This window comes from Natrinema saccharevitans, from assembly GCF_001953745.1.
Classification (GTDB): Archaea; Halobacteriota; Halobacteria; order Halobacteriales; family Natrialbaceae; genus Natrinema; species Natrinema saccharevitans.
This window is the reverse complement of sequence record NZ_LWLN01000001.1, coordinates 1,409,342-1,426,127: the sequence shown is the minus strand read 5'-3', so window position 1 is coordinate 1,426,127 and position 16,786 is coordinate 1,409,342. Positions and strand designations below refer to the sequence as shown.

15 protein-coding genes are annotated in these 16,786 nt (G+C 53.7%); 7 read left to right on the top strand and 8 right to left on the bottom strand.

Annotation, left to right across the window (positions count from 1 at the left end; all coding sequences use genetic code 11):
• Positions 1-105 precede the first annotated feature (105 nt).
• Entirely contained in the window at positions 106-1,524 is a 1,419-nt protein-coding gene (locus tag A6E15_RS07220) for an AMP-binding protein (RefSeq protein WP_084177346.1), read from the top strand.
• Positions 1,525-1,538: 14 nt separating this feature from the next.
• On the opposite strand, the gene A6E15_RS07215 is transcribed toward A6E15_RS07220, so the two are convergent.
• The 3 genes from A6E15_RS07215 to A6E15_RS07210 all read right to left on the bottom strand — a co-directional run bounded on the left by A6E15_RS07215 (position 1,539) and on the right by A6E15_RS07210 (position 5,312).
• The gene (locus tag A6E15_RS07215; protein ID WP_076145065.1) at positions 1,539-2,999 is read right to left on the bottom strand and encodes a sulfatase; all 1,461 of its coding nucleotides are present in this window, start codon (positions 2,997-2,999) and stop codon (positions 1,539-1,541) included.
• Positions 2,996-4,084: a hypothetical protein gene (locus A6E15_RS20285; protein WP_139326571.1), complete on the bottom strand. Its 1,089-nt coding sequence runs from the start codon at positions 4,082-4,084 to the stop codon at positions 2,996-2,998. The genes A6E15_RS07215 and A6E15_RS20285 overlap by 4 nt, the downstream gene beginning before the upstream one ends.
• 115 nt (positions 4,085-4,199) lie before the next feature.
• Complete coding sequence (locus A6E15_RS07210) at positions 4,200-5,312, bottom strand: glycosyltransferase (protein ID WP_076145064.1); 1,113 nt, start codon at positions 5,310-5,312, stop codon at positions 4,200-4,202.
• A gap of 61 nt (positions 5,313-5,373) precedes the next feature.
• Here A6E15_RS07210 and A6E15_RS07205 point away from each other — a divergent pair, with 61 nt between their 5' ends.
• From A6E15_RS07205 to A6E15_RS20855, 6 genes are all read left to right on the top strand, one after another.
• Positions 5,374-6,294, top strand: coding sequence for an alkaline phosphatase family protein (locus A6E15_RS07205; RefSeq protein WP_076145062.1), 921 nt, complete (start codon positions 5,374-5,376; stop codon positions 6,292-6,294).
• Positions 6,291-7,445: a glycosyltransferase gene (locus A6E15_RS07200; protein ID WP_076145060.1), complete on the top strand. Its 1,155-nt coding sequence runs from the start codon at positions 6,291-6,293 to the stop codon at positions 7,443-7,445. Before A6E15_RS07205 ends, A6E15_RS07200 begins: the two co-directional genes overlap by 4 nt.
• Positions 7,446-7,698: 253 nt before the next feature.
• Positions 7,699-8,520, top strand: a complete 822-nt coding sequence (locus A6E15_RS07195; RefSeq protein WP_245800544.1) for an FkbM family methyltransferase — start codon at positions 7,699-7,701, stop codon at positions 8,518-8,520.
• A 9-nt stretch (positions 8,521-8,529) separates the two neighbouring features.
• Positions 8,530-10,041, top strand: a complete 1,512-nt coding sequence (locus A6E15_RS07190) for an oligosaccharide flippase family protein (protein WP_076145057.1) — start codon at positions 8,530-8,532, stop codon at positions 10,039-10,041.
• Between the two features lie 196 nt (positions 10,042-10,237).
• Positions 10,238-10,411, top strand: coding sequence for a hypothetical protein (locus A6E15_RS20860; protein ID WP_175607221.1), 174 nt, complete (start codon positions 10,238-10,240; stop codon positions 10,409-10,411).
• Positions 10,399-10,620 carry a hypothetical protein gene (locus tag A6E15_RS20855; RefSeq protein ID WP_175607175.1) on the top strand — a complete coding sequence of 74 codons (222 nt, stop codon included), beginning with the start codon at positions 10,399-10,401 and terminating at the stop codon, positions 10,618-10,620. Before A6E15_RS20860 ends, A6E15_RS20855 begins: the two co-directional genes overlap by 13 nt.
• Here the strand turns inward: A6E15_RS20855 and A6E15_RS07180 are convergent.
• The 5 genes from A6E15_RS07180 to glmS form a co-directional block, all read right to left on the bottom strand.
• Positions 10,523-10,963, bottom strand: coding sequence for an AbrB/MazE/SpoVT family DNA-binding domain-containing protein (locus A6E15_RS07180; protein ID WP_076145055.1), 441 nt, complete (start codon positions 10,961-10,963; stop codon positions 10,523-10,525). The genes A6E15_RS20855 and A6E15_RS07180 overlap by 98 nt on opposite strands.
• Before the next feature lie 100 nt (positions 10,964-11,063).
• Complete coding sequence (locus A6E15_RS07175; RefSeq protein ID WP_076148242.1) at positions 11,064-13,592, bottom strand: MFS transporter; 2,529 nt, start codon at positions 13,590-13,592, stop codon at positions 11,064-11,066.
• A 51-nt stretch (positions 13,593-13,643) separates the two neighbouring features.
• Entirely contained in the window at positions 13,644-13,808 is a 165-nt protein-coding gene (locus tag A6E15_RS20850; RefSeq protein WP_175607220.1) for an HVO_A0556 family zinc finger protein, read from the bottom strand.
• A 266-nt stretch (positions 13,809-14,074) separates the two neighbouring features.
• A complete protein-coding gene (locus A6E15_RS07170) occupies positions 14,075-14,902 on the bottom strand; it encodes an undecaprenyl-diphosphate phosphatase (RefSeq protein ID WP_076145053.1) in 828 nt (275 codons plus the stop codon).
• An 81-nt stretch (positions 14,903-14,983) separates the two neighbouring features.
• Positions 14,984-16,786 carry a glutamine--fructose-6-phosphate transaminase (isomerizing) gene (gene glmS / locus A6E15_RS07165; RefSeq protein ID WP_076145051.1) on the bottom strand — a complete coding sequence of 601 codons (1,803 nt, stop codon included), beginning with the start codon at positions 16,784-16,786 and terminating at the stop codon, positions 14,984-14,986.

Sequence of the window (16,786 nt, the reverse complement as noted above, 5' to 3'; positions counted from 1 at the left end):
ATTGTATCACTATTCATGAACCCATACGTGTCAATTGGGTATTCAAAGCTGCCAAATGCTTCTCAAAGACCGTCTCGAGATTGATTCGGATGTCGTCGATTTTAAATGCGAGAGTCACTACGCCACGGTATGGGTCTTCAGAGTAACTCGGTATTGCAACATATATATGCAGCATCTCCGGCTTTTCTCCAATCTGGCGCAATTTCTGTGCTTGGAGCGCGAATCCGATACCAGCGGTACAACTCTTCATTCCAAAAGTTATCAGAGAGCTATGCTAGACAGCAGTGGGAAGACAAATCGTTCTGGATTGAACATCAACACAAGAAACTTTCTCACATAGTCTCACTCGCTAGAGAGACAACGGAGCACTATCAAACTCTACCGAACGAGTTCGAGTTAGATACGAGTCGGCCACCAGAAGATCAAATGGATGGGTTACCGTTTCTGTCGGGCGAAACGATTAAATCTCAACCGAAAAGTCTCGTATCGAATATAGTCGATCTCTCTGACTGTATTAGTCATAGCACGAGCGGGACCACGGGGACGCCGAAGACGACGTACCATACGCTCGAGTCACAGCGGAAGTACTGGGCAGCGATGAACCGATTTTACCGACGCGGCGGGGTTCGTTATGGAGACCGACGATTGTCGTTTACAGGTAACAAAATCGTCCCGACAGGGGAGACGACCGGTCCATACGGCCGCTATGACCGAGCGAACAACCGTTATCTCATGTCTAGCTACCATCTCGGAGAAAACACTGTCGACGACTATCTCGACGAGATCGAACAGTTCCAACCGGACTATATCGACGGCTATCCTTCCTCAATTAGTTATTGTGCACAGCGGGCTCTCGAGACGAATCGAGACATTCGCATCCCTGCTGCGTTCCCGACAGCTGAAACACTTCGAGAGGAGGATCGAGAGTTGATCGAAGAGGGATTCTCGACGCAGGTGTACAACCAGTATGGGTCGACCGAGAGTGCTGCCCTCATTACGGAGTGTCCGAACGGAAACTGGCACGTCAATCCGGAGATTGGAATCGTAGAAGTTCTCGATGAGGACGGGGAACCGGTTACGGAGGGGGAAATTGGCGAACTGGTATTGACGGGACTGAACAACAAAGCGATGCCGTTGATCCGGTACCGTATCGGTGATATGGCACGAGGTCCGCCGCGGTATGAAGCGTGTGACTGCGGTTGGAATACGCCCGTTATCGAGGAAATTATCGGGCGAGAAGACGAAGTGGTGATCACAGCAGATGGCCGACGGATCCCGATGTTGAGTTATAATGTTTTCAAATACGCCGAAGGCATTGAAGAGTCTCAGATCGTCCAGGAATCCGTTGACGAATTCGTATTACGGATCGTTCCAGGCGATGGGTATACTGACGATCAGGCTGATCTCGTTACGGAAAAACTGAAAGACCGTGTTGGCGAAGATATTTCCGTCGAAGTGAAATTACTTGATGAAATCCCGAAGACGTCTTCCGGAAAGTTCAGGGCAGTAATTAGTAAGGTGTGAGTGCTACACTAGAATTATTGTAAATACCCTAGGTCTTCGAGTCGGGATTTCGTATCTTCGTCCATCGATACACTATCTGTGTCTTCAGTTTGTTCGAATGAGTTGAGCCATTCGTCAAGCGTCGCATCAAACTGACCGACAATATCCTCTTTGGATGCTGTAAGGTCGTTTCGTTCCTGGGGATCACGCTGGATATCATAAAGTTCTTGCGAGCCATCAGATCCACGAATGTATTTATACTGGTCTGTACGGATTGACCGGAGCGATCGATCGTAGTCGTAGACATGTTCGGATAGATCTCCAATTTTTGTTTCCAGAGCATCCATCGACGGTTGTGGTGCCATGTATTCAGCGACAGCGTACTTGCGGGTTTCATCAGCATCGGGATAAAAGGAGATTCCTTGGAACTGTTCGCGTGCATCAGAGGCGTCGATGTCAAGGATGTCCAGAATTGTCGGAGGAATATCAATGAGTTGAACGATATCGTCTATTTCGCAGTCTTCGAAGGAACTGTCACGGACGTAAAGCGGGACGTGTAGCAGGGTATCGTAAAGTGCATACTGATGATCCATCAGGTTGTGGTCGCCGATGTTCTCACCGTGATCGCTCGTGAGGATGAACAGCGTCTCTTCCCACTCGTTCACTGCTTTCAGAAGGTCAATGACCTCCTCAATCTTCTCTTCAAGATAAGCTATTTCTGCTCGGTAGAGCGCACGGAGGACTTCGAAGTCCTCGCGGGACAGTTCAACTCTGCCAGCAATATAGCCCCAGGCGTCTTGAGATACTTCCATCGCCTCCTCGTAGGTAACGCCTTCAGGCAGGTGTTCTTCAGCGTGTGCTTTTGGGGGGCGGTACTCAAGGTGAGGTTCGAGATAATTGACAAACAGGAAAAACGGGCGGGAGTCATCTCTACTGGTGAGCCAATTCTTTATCCACTTGTTAGTGCGGGTAGCCCCATCGTCGTTCGCTCGCCGAAAGAACTGACCATAAATTGCGTTTGTAACATTAGTTACGGGATTGCCTTTGAAGACGGTTTTTGTCGCTTCCCATAACATGTTGAATCCATCGTAAGTCTGTGAGATCTTACCGAGATCGGTGTCCGACTGGACGTACTGCCATGTCTTGTAGAAGGTCTCGAACCCCTGATTGAAGCCGAACTCCTCACTGACCCAGGTGTTATTCGATACGGCGACGGTCTCATAGCCCTCATTTGCGAGGACTTCTGCTAATGTTGTGTGGGTATCATTGAGCTGTTTATGGCCAGCATGGGCCCCATGTTTCGAGGGGGTGGTTCCAGTGAACAGAGAAGCGTGAGAGGGGAGAGTCCAAGGTGCAGACGTAAAAGCATTGTTGATGTTCACTATCTTATCATGATTCTCATCAAGTGACGCGAATGACCCTGAACCAAGAGAGACAGAATCGACACTAGAAGCTCGCATCGTGTCCATAACGATGACAGCAACGTTTCGGTTCATGAGTGCTGAATACTACTCATCCGGATGCAGATGTATTGTGCGATTCCGATACCCCCAAGCAAGAAGATTGCCCAGAGAACCATCTGTCGATGCCGTACTGCCGTTCCAACGTTAACGGTTCCAAGGCCATATAACAATGTCCCGACAACAATACCTAAGATTAAAGCTACCGTCCCTGCCAGCGTTTTCTTGGCGAGAATTCGAGCGCCAGAGATCGCTGCTACCGCATAGATGAGATTCGTTATACTCTCACCCAGTATTACGAAATCCATACTATGGGATATCATCCAAGGGAACGGGGTAAACAAGAAGTACATCGCACCGACCCAGCTAAACGCAATCGCTGGAGGAAGTGTATCTGGAAGAACCGATCCTAAATACCCGGTTCGGCCACGGGAACGTGCTTGACGGAGATAGATAAAGTATTCGAGCATTTGACGTCCGTAAATGACTATGACGGCCAGTGCCGTTGCCGTACCGATTCCAACCGCTGTCGCTGTGAGTTTCTTGTACCGTTGCCACGGCTTCAATACGAGGAACGCAGCGATAACGAGAACCAACAGATAGACCGGCAAGTTATCATCTCGTAGAATAGTCGCAATAGATATGAAGAACGCTGCTAGCGTGTATGTCGAGATCGTATTCAATTTCGGACTTGGAGTTAGAAGCAGTCTCGCAGCACTCGTCAATCCAAATAGAATCATAGCTTCTCGAAGGATCGCTGCGTGAAGGAATAAAAAACTCGGGTAGAAGAGCATCGGAAGAACTGCTAGTACGCCTGCATATCTAGAATGATAGTGACGTACTATTATGTAGACATTATAGACCGCAATTGCGCCAAGAATTGCTATTCCAACTCGAGCATAGATCCGACTCGGGCCCGGTATGATCCAGAACGGAGAGAGCATAGCACCCCACACGTGGTAGATATCGTCGAAGTTTAACGGTGGAATTGATCCACTGAGAACTGTAGTCGCGATCCACTCAGCGTGAATTGCGAAATGGTTTGCATCAGCCTGTGAATAGACATTCAGCGATGTTATCGTCGTAATCAAGACAGATATCAAACGAATGAAGAGCGCCACGAAGAAGACAACAATTGTATCGTGTTTCGACCAATATTTCATAACTATGATTCTAACCTTTGATCCGTGGATTCCCTATACGGTGTGCGTGAGATAGTATTCGATGTTATGGATTTCATGATTCAATGGCCAATCGGTACAGTTGCAAATGATACTCAACGATATCTTCAATGCTAAATAGCTCTGACACTCGATTGAACCCCGCAGCAGCCATCTTTTCGCGAGTATCCTTCTCAGCGAGTTGTTTCATCGCATCGGCGAGATTTTCGGGCGACTCTGGTGGAACAAGATAACCTGTTTTCTCATCAACGACCATTTCCTTGACACCTGGTATCTCAGTCGTTACGAGCGGGAGTTCTGCTGCCATTGCTTCAAGATGTGTTATAGGAAGACCTTCGAATATCGAAGAAGAGACGAAGACATCTGCGAACCCATAATACTCGTAGACTGACGGAACGCGTCCCGTCACGGTTACCGAATCTTCGAGTCCATGTTCAGATACTCGCTCCCGAATTGCATTCTCTTCCTCTCCCCATCCGACAACGAACAGATGTGCATTCGGTTCTGACTCTGTAAGGATATTCATCGCATCTATAAGATCTGTTTGGGCCTTCGCCGGAACGTATCGGGCGATATTGAGATATACGACTGTATCTGGATCAATATCAGCGGAAATTGCCTTCGGGTCAGCTTCCTTTACAGCTTTATTGTACTCTTCGACGTTGAGGCCATTGTAAATAGTACACCAGCCGTCGTCGAGTGATCCGTCGAATCGATGCGAATTGTTCCGGAATGCTCGTTCAACACCTTCAGAAACAGCAACGGTCGCGTCGTCTATTCCCCGCGTCGCCCGTTCGAGCGTTCGCGTAACCGGATGATAGTTCTCAGGAACGTTGTGCTGTGTACTGACAACGGCGTCAACGTCGCCGATACGACTGGCGAGTCGCCCTAACGTCTGAGCATACGGGAGGTGTGTATGAAGAACATCGAATTTTCGGTTTCGGAAGAAGTTTGCCATCCGATAGAGAGCGCGGGGGTCGAATTTAAATGTTGCACCGAAATCAACGACTTCTGCACCGGCATTTTCGAGATTACTCACGAGACTGTCGTCGCCTTCAATGTAACAAACGGTATATGTGACATCATCGTCTGTGTTTTTGATAATATCGAGAATAAGTGTCGGTGCTCCGCCGGGAGCAAGCTGATTAATGAGGTAGCAGACGTGCATTATAGTCTTGTCCAAGGATCAAGTGCAAAACCATATAAAACACGAGGAATCCATTCTGGGTATGTACTCGCTATCGCAACTTCGACGAGGGCTTTCGAACCCGAACCTATTTTTCCGTGAACTTAATCGCTTATATCATCGGCGATTGAACACGCGCTCCTATAATACATCTGGTGTCGATATATTCAAAGAAGATTGGGATAATCTGCTTATTTTGGACGCGTGCCGATATGATATGTTTGAGGAGCATGCGGATTTACCAGGTCAGTTCGAGTCACGCCAGTCCAGAAGTTCAAGCACACGAGAATTTCTCAAGGCCAATTTTCAGGGACGTGATCTTCTAGATACTGTCTATGTTACAGCGAATCCACAATTATATAGGCACCGCGATTGGCTTGATGTCCAGTTCCACGAAGTCCGTCACATCTGGCAACAGGAAGGTTGGGACGACAAATATCAAACTGTCATGCCCGAAACAACTACTGAGCATGCAATAGAAGCCGCTGCTGAACACCCTGATAAGCGACTCATCGTACACTATATTCAACCACACTATCCCTTTCTCATTGACGAAGAAGTCGGATTTGATAACAGCCAACTGTTTCTCAAGCCCGATGAAGCAGCTAGTTGGGATGAAGTAATGAAAGGAATACTTGAAGTCGATAGATCTTCGCTTTGGGAAGCCTACATAACGACTCTAAAACGAGCGCTCCCATCAGTTAAAGATCTCATCAACAATATAGAAGGAAAGTCGGTTATCACTTCTGACCATGGGAATATGGTGGGAGAACGGGCATCACCATTCCCTATCCGTGAGTGGGGTCATCCTCGCGGAATCTACACAAAAGAGTTAGTGAAGGTTCCCTGGCTCGTAGTTGATGGAGAACGCCGGGAGATTCTCGTAGAGGAACAAGTGGAAACTGAGAGTAAAATCGCTGATGATATTGTCGAAGAGCGATTAAAGGACCTAGGATACAAATGAGTGGCATAGTTTTCGTGACGGTTGCTGATCTCTCAAAAACCACCGGAAGTGGGGTAGCTACACGCGAAATTATTAGAGGTATTAGTGCGGTCTCAGATGAGTCACTTGTTGTTCTCTGTCCTGAGCCTAAAGAAGAGGTTCCGGAGCGACTCAAAGAATCTGTCGACAAATTTGTGCTTTTACCAGCAAGGACGAATCCAGGATCACCATACTGGCATCTTAAAGTAGAATTTAGTATCCTTCGAAAACTCTGGCAACTCCTTCGAGAAGAGGATCCATCCCTTCTGGTGACTCGGTTGTCTCCTTCCACAATTTTCCCAGCACCTTTATGCAGGATATTTGATATTTCTCATGTTCTGCTAATCAGAGGTTGGGTTCGGCGATTCGATGAGCGCGGAGAGACAAAGTTTGGTCGATTAATCGAGCAGATAGTTAAAATGAATGTAAGGAACTCTAGTCATGTATACGTTGCGTTCGACGAACTCAAAGAGTGGGTTGACTCATACCGTGATGAATCACAATCGTCAGTCAAAGTACTGCCAAACGCAGTTGATCCCAATCTATTTTCTCCGAAACCTCTTGAGGAGAGTCGCTCCGAAGTCAGGATCAATACAGACAAGTTCGTTATCGGATTTGTCGGGTCGTTAGCCCCACGGCACGAACTCTCTACGTTGTTTAAGGCGGCTGCACGTATCGATAACGTGTATCTCTTAATCGTCGGCGATGGTACACTCCGAGACAACTTAGAACAGTTTGCAACGGACCTTGGAATAACTAATCGTGTGACGTTTACGGGTAGAGTTGATCATGAAAACGTACCAAAGTATATTGCTGCCTTTGATGCCGGCTATGGTGTTGTTAGTCCGGGTAAAGCATCTAATCCGATCAAGTGCTACGAATATCTCTCTTGTGAGCGGCCAGTGATCACAAGCCAGAAAGAGGAATTTGAGTTTGTAAGGGAGATTGATGCAGGTGTTGTTGTTGATTCAGTGTCTGTTGACGAAGTACAAGTGGCTATTGAACGCCTCCAGACACAATCGAGAGACGAACGGCGTGATGCTGGGCGTGTTGGACGATCTTACGTGTGTAAGAACTTCACTTGGAAAGGAATGGCCAAAGGCATTCTTGAGTCCGTCGTAGATAAAAAGTAGACTAAGTTCAAGTATATCGATTGAAAACTACCTATATTGTATGGATCCCACGCTTTTCGTCTCCAAACTAAGAATTATCTTCAGGAACTGTGCTTCAGAAAACATATTTGACATATGGCAAACAGTGGACCCGTAGTATCTTGTTCTGTTTAACAATCAGATAAATGGGACCATCTCCTCTGGCCAGCATGCCAAACCTTACAACGATTAACTTGCATACTTCCCTTAAACCATGGCGAATATGCTATCTATTGTGAATCCAGAAGCACTATTACGGAAAGTAAAAGGCATAATATATAGCGGTCGTACCCGGCATATAATTGATCGAATTGGTCTTGATAAACTCCTCTTTAATCCATACTGGAGATTGGTCCATAAATTTTCAGGAGATGTGCAATCTTATACGATAAATGGGAATAGAATCGAATTCAAAACGGAAACCCTCACCGAATTCATACGTTTCCAGAATCTTGCTGGCGAACGGGCTATCTTAGAGGATTTCCTTAAATCACTTAAGCCAAATGACGTTGTTTACGATATTGGTGCAAATGTTGGCACCTACACTTGTTTTGTATCTTCAAAGGTGGGTGAGAAACAAACAGTTGCTTTTGAGCCGGAGCCGCAGAACGTAAAACGATTGCATGAAAACCTTAAGGTAAACAATCTTAACGCTGAGATCATTGAGGTTGCGCTTTCAAATGCCAGTGGGACCGTTGATTTTGCACTTTCAGGTGATGAAACTGGCGAGGGTGAACATGCGATGGCTACAGGACAGGATACAGAAACGATTGAAGTCGCGATGGAAAGTGGTGATTCAGTTATTGAACAACGTGAATTACCTACTCCAACGGTTCTAAAAATCGATGTTGAGGGTGCAGAAATGTCGGTCTTACATGGCTTGCAGGAAGCAATTCAAGAACACGTTCGGCTAATCTATCTCGAAGTACATCCAGAGAAGCTACCGCAATTCGGAGATACAGTATCTGAAGTGGAAGCATTTCTTGAAAATTCAGGATTTGACATAGAACAGCTCTCGGAGCGCGGTAATGAAATCTTTATTCGAGCAATCAAATAATCACCTGAGATGAGAAGAAATATTCTTCAGGGATTTCTCTCCATTCTCGGAGCACAGGTCACTATATTACTCATTAGTTTCCTAACAACACCATTCCTTGTCAGATTTCTTGGAAGTTCACAATATGGAGATTATGCGTTTCTTCTTTCTATTTTAAGTCTTACAATGATTGTCGCTAATGCAGGTATTTTCGATGGGACGCGAAAATATATCGCAGAGGACAGAGAACAACCAAACTGGATTGAACATGTCTTTGGATTCTATATACGTATGGGTTTTGGGTTAGCTTTAGCTATATCGTTCATATACATGGCCCTCTCGTGGGGTGGATTTTCAAAGCAACTGTTTGGCGAAGATTTCACTGTGTATTTTTATCTTCTTGGAGTATTAATTATCAGTCGTCAAGCGTACTCTGTTGTTCGTGGAGGTTTGATGGGTCTAGGACTTGAAGATCGAAGTGAACCACTGAGCGTCTTCAAAAAGGTCTTTTTTGGCCTTGTTAGTCTTTCACTCGCCTATCTTGGTTATGGGGTTGCCGGAGTGCTTATCGGACATATCGTTGCGAGTTTTACTATCGCAACCATAGCATTTGCTCTACTCCATCAAAAAATGGACAGTAGAGTTGTTTTCAGTCGGATTCCGTCTAGCATTCCGAAGCGAGAATTGCTCTCGTTTAATACTCTTAGTGTAGTTTTGATCCTTTTGACTGCATCACTTTATCATGTCGATATTCTTTTATTGAGATCAATTGTTGGGAGTGAGGAAACTGGATACTACCGTGCTGCGCTCGTTATTGCTGAATTTTTGTGGTTTGTTCCAACTTCACTACAGATGGTTCTCTTACACTCCACTTCGGAATTGTGGGCAGATAACAAAACGGATCAAATCACGAATATCGTGTCTAGGATAACACGATATAATCTTTCGCTCGTTATTTTACTTGCACTTGGGCTTGCAGCCCTTGCTAGTGACATTATACCACTGTATTTTGGCTCTGAATTTGAGCCTGCTGTTCTCCCCTTATTATTGCTACTGCCTGGTGTGCTTGGCTTCGCCCTTGCTCGTCCGATATTTGCTGTAGGACAAGGAAAGGGAGATATCCGAATATTAATCGTAGCAACTGGTGGCTCTGCATTGCTCAACTTTTGTCTGAACATTTTGCTCATTCCACGCTATGGCACTGCAGGTGCTGCGATTGCAACAAGTATCAGTTACGGTTCAATGGCAGTGTTCCATATATTCGCAGCACAGAAAATAGGTTTCAATCCAATATCAAACTTAAAAATAAAAAACATCACAAGTACTGTTGTACTATCTGGGGGGATTATTTTTGGCATTTCCTCAATTATAAATTCGTCCTTTCTTTCCCTTATTGTCGTACCACCTATCGGCTTTGCTGTCTACGTAGCTTTGTTAATAAAATTAATGGTAGTATCTCCACAGGAAGTGGATGAATTCACTCAACACCTCCCACATTCGGTGAGGCGTTATGTTAGGCATTTTATTAATATTGTGGGGTGATGTGTATTTCCAAGACATAATCTAAATATCCTTCTCTGATTCACTCAAGGTCCTCAATATCGAGTACGCCCTCGAGATAGTCCTTCCCTTTCTGACTAACCTGATAGTAGTCCGCTTCATCGACTCTTTTGAGGAGGCCGTTGACCTTGAGTTCGCGGAGTCGCTGGCGAACCGTCGAATAACCGATCTCGTGGCCATGTCGGTTCAGATTCCGATAGAGTGGCTTCGCGGGGTAATAAAAACCCTGAGCGACGGAGACGCAACCGACTACCGACCGATCCTCGAGGCGATCGACACCCACACGGCCAATCTGCGCGAGTCGATCGCGGCCGACGACCGGCTCGAGTCGGCGACCAAATGGGCGCGGTGAAACGCCACTGTCGCGAACTCCAGGTCGAACTCGCCGCGCTCCGGCGACTGCTTGAGACCGACGGGTGTCGCGACTCGACAAGCGGCCCGCGGGCGGGAAGAATCACGACCGTTAGGAGTCTTCTCGAGGCGGCGCTGGAGGCGTTCCGTCATCGCGACGACAGTGACGACGGAGCCGACCGAGAGGAGGGAGGTGAACGTCGTGACTGACTCGACCCTCGAGTCGCGGACGGACGATCTCGGCGCTCAGGTTGACACTCCTGAAGGCGACTCGAGCGGATCGCCAAGGACGACGGCCGGATCTATTACCGACTGCCGGATCGCGAGGGTCCCGACGCAACTCCTCAAGGTCGACATCGTGCGACGAGAGCGTCCGCTGGACGTCGCGGATCCGTACCATCGCCGATTCTTTCTGTCGGAATTCGAGTCCGCCATTATCGTCGAATACGAACTCTACCTCTGTTCCTTCCTCGAGTTTGAGTCTGTCGCGGATCCGTTTCGGAATGGTGATCTGGCCTTTACTCGTGATCGTCGCGTCTTCGATCACGGACATCCCCTTCCATGATCTACGAAGATCTTATGTGTGTCACTTCCCCTACACAAGAACGGAATCGTCACTCATGATCAAAACGGAGCCCTCTCGAGCCGGCGATTCACTCGAGTGCGACAGTGCTCCCGTTCAGTACGTCGTCCTCAGTGACGGTCGCCGTTCGATTACCGACGCTGTACTCGCCGGCATACGGAACCGTCACTGCTGCCTGCCCATCGTCTCCAACGGCAACTGATCGCTCGTAGGTGAACGAGTCGCCCGACACGGAGACCGTCGTACTCGCGGTCACGTTCGATTCCAGCTCACCGGGCATCTCGAGCGTCGCCCCCGGAACCACGGCGAACGCCGCAGCCTCGTCGTCGACGGCCAGGGCCTGGTAGTGAGCCAACCCGTCAGTGCTTTCACCGCCCGCGCCGTGCTCCTCGAGCAACTGCATCTGCGCGCTCTCGGCCGGTGCTTCGCTGTCGACGTCGGTGATCACGACGTAGCCGACCCGGCCGTCGAACTGTTCGTACCGGCTATCTGGATCCGAACTAGCCCGGAACTCTCCGTAATTACCCCGTGCATACCCGTAATTCCGTGACTCGCCGTTCACGAAGTGGTTGTACATACGGTTGTCGCCCCATTCGCTCAACACGTAGTTTTCGGGGTAGGACCGGTTCGCCGTCTCGGCGTGGTCGTCGATCGCGCTGACCGCGTCGATCTTCGCCTCACCGTGTGTCACGTCCGCCGTCAGGCCGGGCACGTAGATCAGGCTCAGCCCGAACACGAGCAGCCCGATCCCGCACAGGTAGCCGATCCGCCGACCGTCCGGCAGCGTGATCGAGGTGTCGATCGATCGCCCGCCGTCCTCGGAACGCAAAGCGTTCCGATGCGGATCGCGCTCGCTTCGCTCGCTCTCACCGTCGGTTCGTTCACCACCGTCGGCAGCGACTGGCCCACGAGCTCGAGCCCCGGCGTCCGATCCGTCCGAGCCGCGGAACGGGACCGGCGTCCGTGCCAGATCGACGACGGCGAGCAACTGGACGACGCCGAGCCCCGTCAGTACGGCCAGCGGGATCGCCAGCTGCCCGGCGAAGCGGACCTGAATCCCCGCCAGTACGAGCAGATACCCCGTGTACGTCCCGACGAGCAACCAGCCGGGCTCGTACCGCCGAGAGACGAACCACGCGACCCAGCCCAACACCGCGAGCGCGAGGTAAAACCCCATCCCGAGCTGGTACATCGGCCCGAAGATCACGAAATACTCCGTCGCAAACAGCGACGCCGTCTCGGTCGCCCCCTCGCGAAAGAACAGATCGTCGACGCGCGTCATCGCTTCCGCCCACTCCTCGGGCTGTAGTCGCTTGAACGCGTAGAGACCACCGGCTCCGACGAGAGCCTCGAGCGCGAGCAACCCGCCGTAATGAAAATCGACGCGCCGCCACAGCTCGCCGACCGCGACGACGGCGATCGCACCACCGAGCACCAGCGCCGGCGTGGTCGCGACGAACTCCGCGTGCCAGCCCCAGCGGTGATGCAGCGCCAGCGAGAGCCAGCTCCCGAGCGCGAGCCCCGCGAGTAACGGCAGGTTCGCGAGGACGGGCGAAACGTTCGCTCGAGCGTCCATCGCGACCCGCAACGCGACGTAGCCCGCGAGCGGGAGCAGCAGTAACGGCGAGCCGCCCCAGGCGTGGATTCCAGCCGCGACCGAGCAGCCGAAGACGAGCGCGACGACCCACGTCAGCGGCGTTCGAAGCTGTGCCCGCACGCTCGCCTGCGGCTCGGCTCCGGCCTCGAGCCGCCGCTGAAGGTCGACGGCGAGCCACGTCAGCGTCAGCAGCGTGATGCCGAGCCAGAAGTACTGGTGGAGCTGGTGGTCGATGAACCCCAACCCCGTGTAGACCGCGTGGATCGGCGTCACGGCGAAGACGAGGACCGAGGAGATCCCGACGCGAACGTCTCGAGTCAGCAGAACAGTGATCTTGTAGATAACGAGCCCGAGCGCGACGGACGCGACGACGGGGAGCCAGGCCGCGACGGTGTCGGCTGCCCCCTGTCCACCGCCGAGTAACTCGGCGACGAACCAGTTCGTCGCGTGGGCGAACGGTCGCTTTATTGCGACGCTGTGAGGGGGATCCACCAGTATCCCGTACTCCGTCGGCCCCGAGGTCTCCGCCACGAGTCGCTCCATCCAGTACCGGAAGTAGTACGGGTCGTTCCCCGGCGACACCACGTACCCCTGCTGGAACACCGACCGATAGGCCGTCATCCGGGCCGCTGCGACAACCAGTAGGGCCCCCAGCAGCGCCGCCAGCGCCCGCGGATCGACGGCGTTCCGGAACTGCTCGAGGCCGAGGTCGACCGTGACCCCGTCGTCTCCCGCCGCCGACTCGAGTTCGTCACCCGTCAGGACCGCCCCGACGACGTCGGCGTCCGCAACCCGATACTCGTCGTCGACCGTTTCGACGATCCCGCGAGAGACGAGTTCGCCGAACGTGCCGGAGTCTAGATCCACATCGTCGAACGTCCACGTCTCGTGGTCGGCGTCGACCGCGAGGGCGGCCTCGAGTGCACCCTCGCCATCCTCATGATCCGCGAGAAACGACGCGGTCGCGTCCCCGAGGTGGTCCGCGTCGTCGTCAGTAGGCATCATCCGGCAGGTAAGTATGCGGGAGTATCATGCTTTCGTTACCGACGCCGCCTACCAGAGTTGCGCGCCCGGCGTCTCGCACGTGTCACAGATCACGGCCGCGTTTCCCTTGTAGCTCCCTCGCACGAGTCGGCCTCGGTCACAGAACGAGCAGCGTTCCCCTTCGAGGGCCTCCAGGACCGGGTAGGTGCCCGTCTCATCGTTCGTCAGTTGCATCTCGGTGGCACCAATTCAGGATTCGTATATAGTCTTTTTGTGCGGACTGAGTCCGCTGCCGAGCCGTTGCGACCGAGACGGCGAAACGGCTTTCAGTAATGAGAGAGCCCCCTCCGCTCGAGCGGATCGGCCACTGTCGACCGTCCGCTTGCGAAAGAGCCTGTTTGCCACGGTGCCGACGGTCGGAGACGGCAGCTATCCTGATACGGGGCAAGCTACCGACGCGTTTCGATACACGGTACTGTTCCGACGGGAGAAACGCTATCTCACACGACGACGGCGACGACGCCCCCGCCGACGATCGCCAGCCCGCCGAGACCGAAACAGACGAGCCAGAACGGGACGCGATCGACGATCCGCATGAGCGCGTCGATCGTCAGGTAGCCGACGACGGCGCTCACTCCGAGAGCCGCCAGCGCCGGGACCGGTTCGATGCCCGGCAGGCCGCCGGCACCCGCCATGGTGAGCGCGGCCGCCCCCAGGCTGGCGGGGATCGACAGCAGAAACGACAGGCGGAACGCGGCCGGTGGATCGTAACTCCGAAAGAGCAATGCGCTCGTCGTCACGCCCGACCGCGAGATCCCGGGGAGGATCGCGACGCCCTGCACGGCCCCGACGAGCACCGAGTCCGAGAGGGTCGGCGCGTCGCGGATACCCATCGAGACGGACTCCGACACCAGTTGGAGGACGCCGGTCAGTACCAGCAGGACGCCGATCGCGGCGATGAAGACGCCGCCGGTGAGCCGACCGGCGAGATCGACCGCGAAGACGTAGAGGGGAATCCCGACGAGGCCGGTCATCGCCGTCGCGACGACGATGTACGACGGGATCGCATTCGCCCCGTCGTAGGCGGCGTCGGGCCGCCAGCTGGGGACCGCCCTGACGGCCGCCGCGATTTCCGCGCGGTAGTACGTCGCGGCCGACAGCGTCGTCCCGACCTGCATGAACAGCGCTAACTGGACCGCAACTCCGGGATCAGTCCCCACGACCGTCAGAAACAGAGCGAGATTTCCCTGGCTCGAGACGGGTAACCACTCGACGATTCCTTGGACGATCCCGGCGAGGATCGCAACGAGCAACTCGATACGGCTCACTGGTCCCACTGCGCCATCGCTATCACTTAAGAAATCCCAATTCGTGTCGCCGTCCGCACCCACCGAATGACCCGACGCCAGTCATTCGACAGTCACGCTTTTCGCGAGGTTCCGCGGTTTGTCGATCGACCGCCCCAACTGGTTCGCGACCCAGTAGGCGACCAACTGTAGCTGGACGTTCGCAAGTACCGACGCGCTCAGTTCGTCAATGGCGGGAATCTCGAGGACGTGGTCGGCATAGCGAGTCACGTCGGATTCGCCGTCAGTGATCGCGACGACGGGCGCGTCGCGAGCTTCGACTTCTTTCACGTTGCCGATCGTCTTCCGGGCGGCCTCGTCGTCACCGGTGACGACGGCGAACACCGGCGTGTTCTCGGTCACGAGCGCGAGCGGGCCGTGTTTCAGCTCGCCGGCGGCGAACCCCTCGGCGTGCCGATACGTGATCTCTTTCATTTTGAGCGCGCCCTCGAGCGCGACCGGGTAGTGGTAGCCCCGACCGATGAAGAAGTAGCCGTCGGCGTCGACGAACGCCTCGGCGACGGCTCTGGCGTCGCTCGTCTCGAGGATCGTCTGAACCTGGCCGGGGATATCCCGGAGCGCCTTGAGGGCCGCACGATCCGAGCCGTCACCGAGCGCCGCCGCCAACAGGTCGAGCGCGAGCTGCTGGCTCGCGAAGGTCTTCGTTGCGGCGACGCCGATCTCGGGGCCGGCCCGGATGTAGAGTGCGTGATCACACTCGCGGGCGGCGGAACTCCCTACGGTATTGGTCACGGCCAGCGTTGTCGCCCCAGCGCGAGCGGCCTCCCGAAGCGCGCGTAACGTGTCGGCGGTCTCGCCGCTCTGGGTGACGCCGACGACCAGCGTGTCCGCGCCGACGGGCACGCGGTCGGTCGCGTACTCGCTGGCGAGAAACACCTGTGCAGGAATGCCGGTCCGCCGGAGCCGTTCCGCGCCGACCAGCGCCGCGTGGTACGACGTCCCGCAGGCGACGAACTGGACCGGCCCGTCGTGGGCGAGACCGTCGAGGTCCTCTAGTGTAACTGTCCCCTCGAGGTCGTCGATGCGGCCGCGGAGACACTGACGGAGGGCCGACGGCTGCTCGTGGATCTCCTTGAGCATGTAGTGGTCGTAGCCGCTCTTTTCGGCGTCCTCGGGATCCCACGCTACGGTTTCGGTCGGTCGATCGACGGGGTTCCCGTCGTCGTCAGTGATAACCGCCTTATTACCGGTCAGCCGTGCGAAGTCCCCGTTTTCGAGATAGCAGACGCGGTCGGTGTGCCGGACGAACGCGGGTACGTCGCTCGCGAGGTAGGTCCCGGTCTCGCCGACGCCGACGACGAGCGGGGAGTCCTGCCGGGCCGCGTACACTGTCTCGGATCCATCGAAGACGGCCGCGATTGCGTAACTGCCCTCGAGCTGATCGATCGACCGGCGGAACGCGTCTTCGGGAGCGGCCCCGCGGTCGAGATACCGGCCGATCAGGTGCGGGACGACTTCGGTGTCGGTCTCGCTGCGGAACGCGACACCGGCCTCCGTGAGATCGTCGCGCAGGCGCTGGTAGTTCTCGATGATGCCGTTGTGGACGACGGCGACCCGACCCGCCTCGTCGGTGTGGGGATGTGCGTTGACGTCCGACGGTTCGCCGTGCGTACTCCAGCGAGTATGGCCGATTCCCGTCAGTGCACCCGCGAGGTCGCCACGAGGAACCGTGTCCTCGAGCGCCTCGAGTTCGCCCTTTGCCTTGTGGACTGCCAGCGACGGTGACGGCACGGCGAGGCCGGCGGAGTCGTAGCCGCGGTACTCGAGGGTCGACAGGCCGTCGAGCACGATGTCGACGGCAGCGGCCCCATCCGGCGCACCGACGTAGCCAACGATCCCGCACAT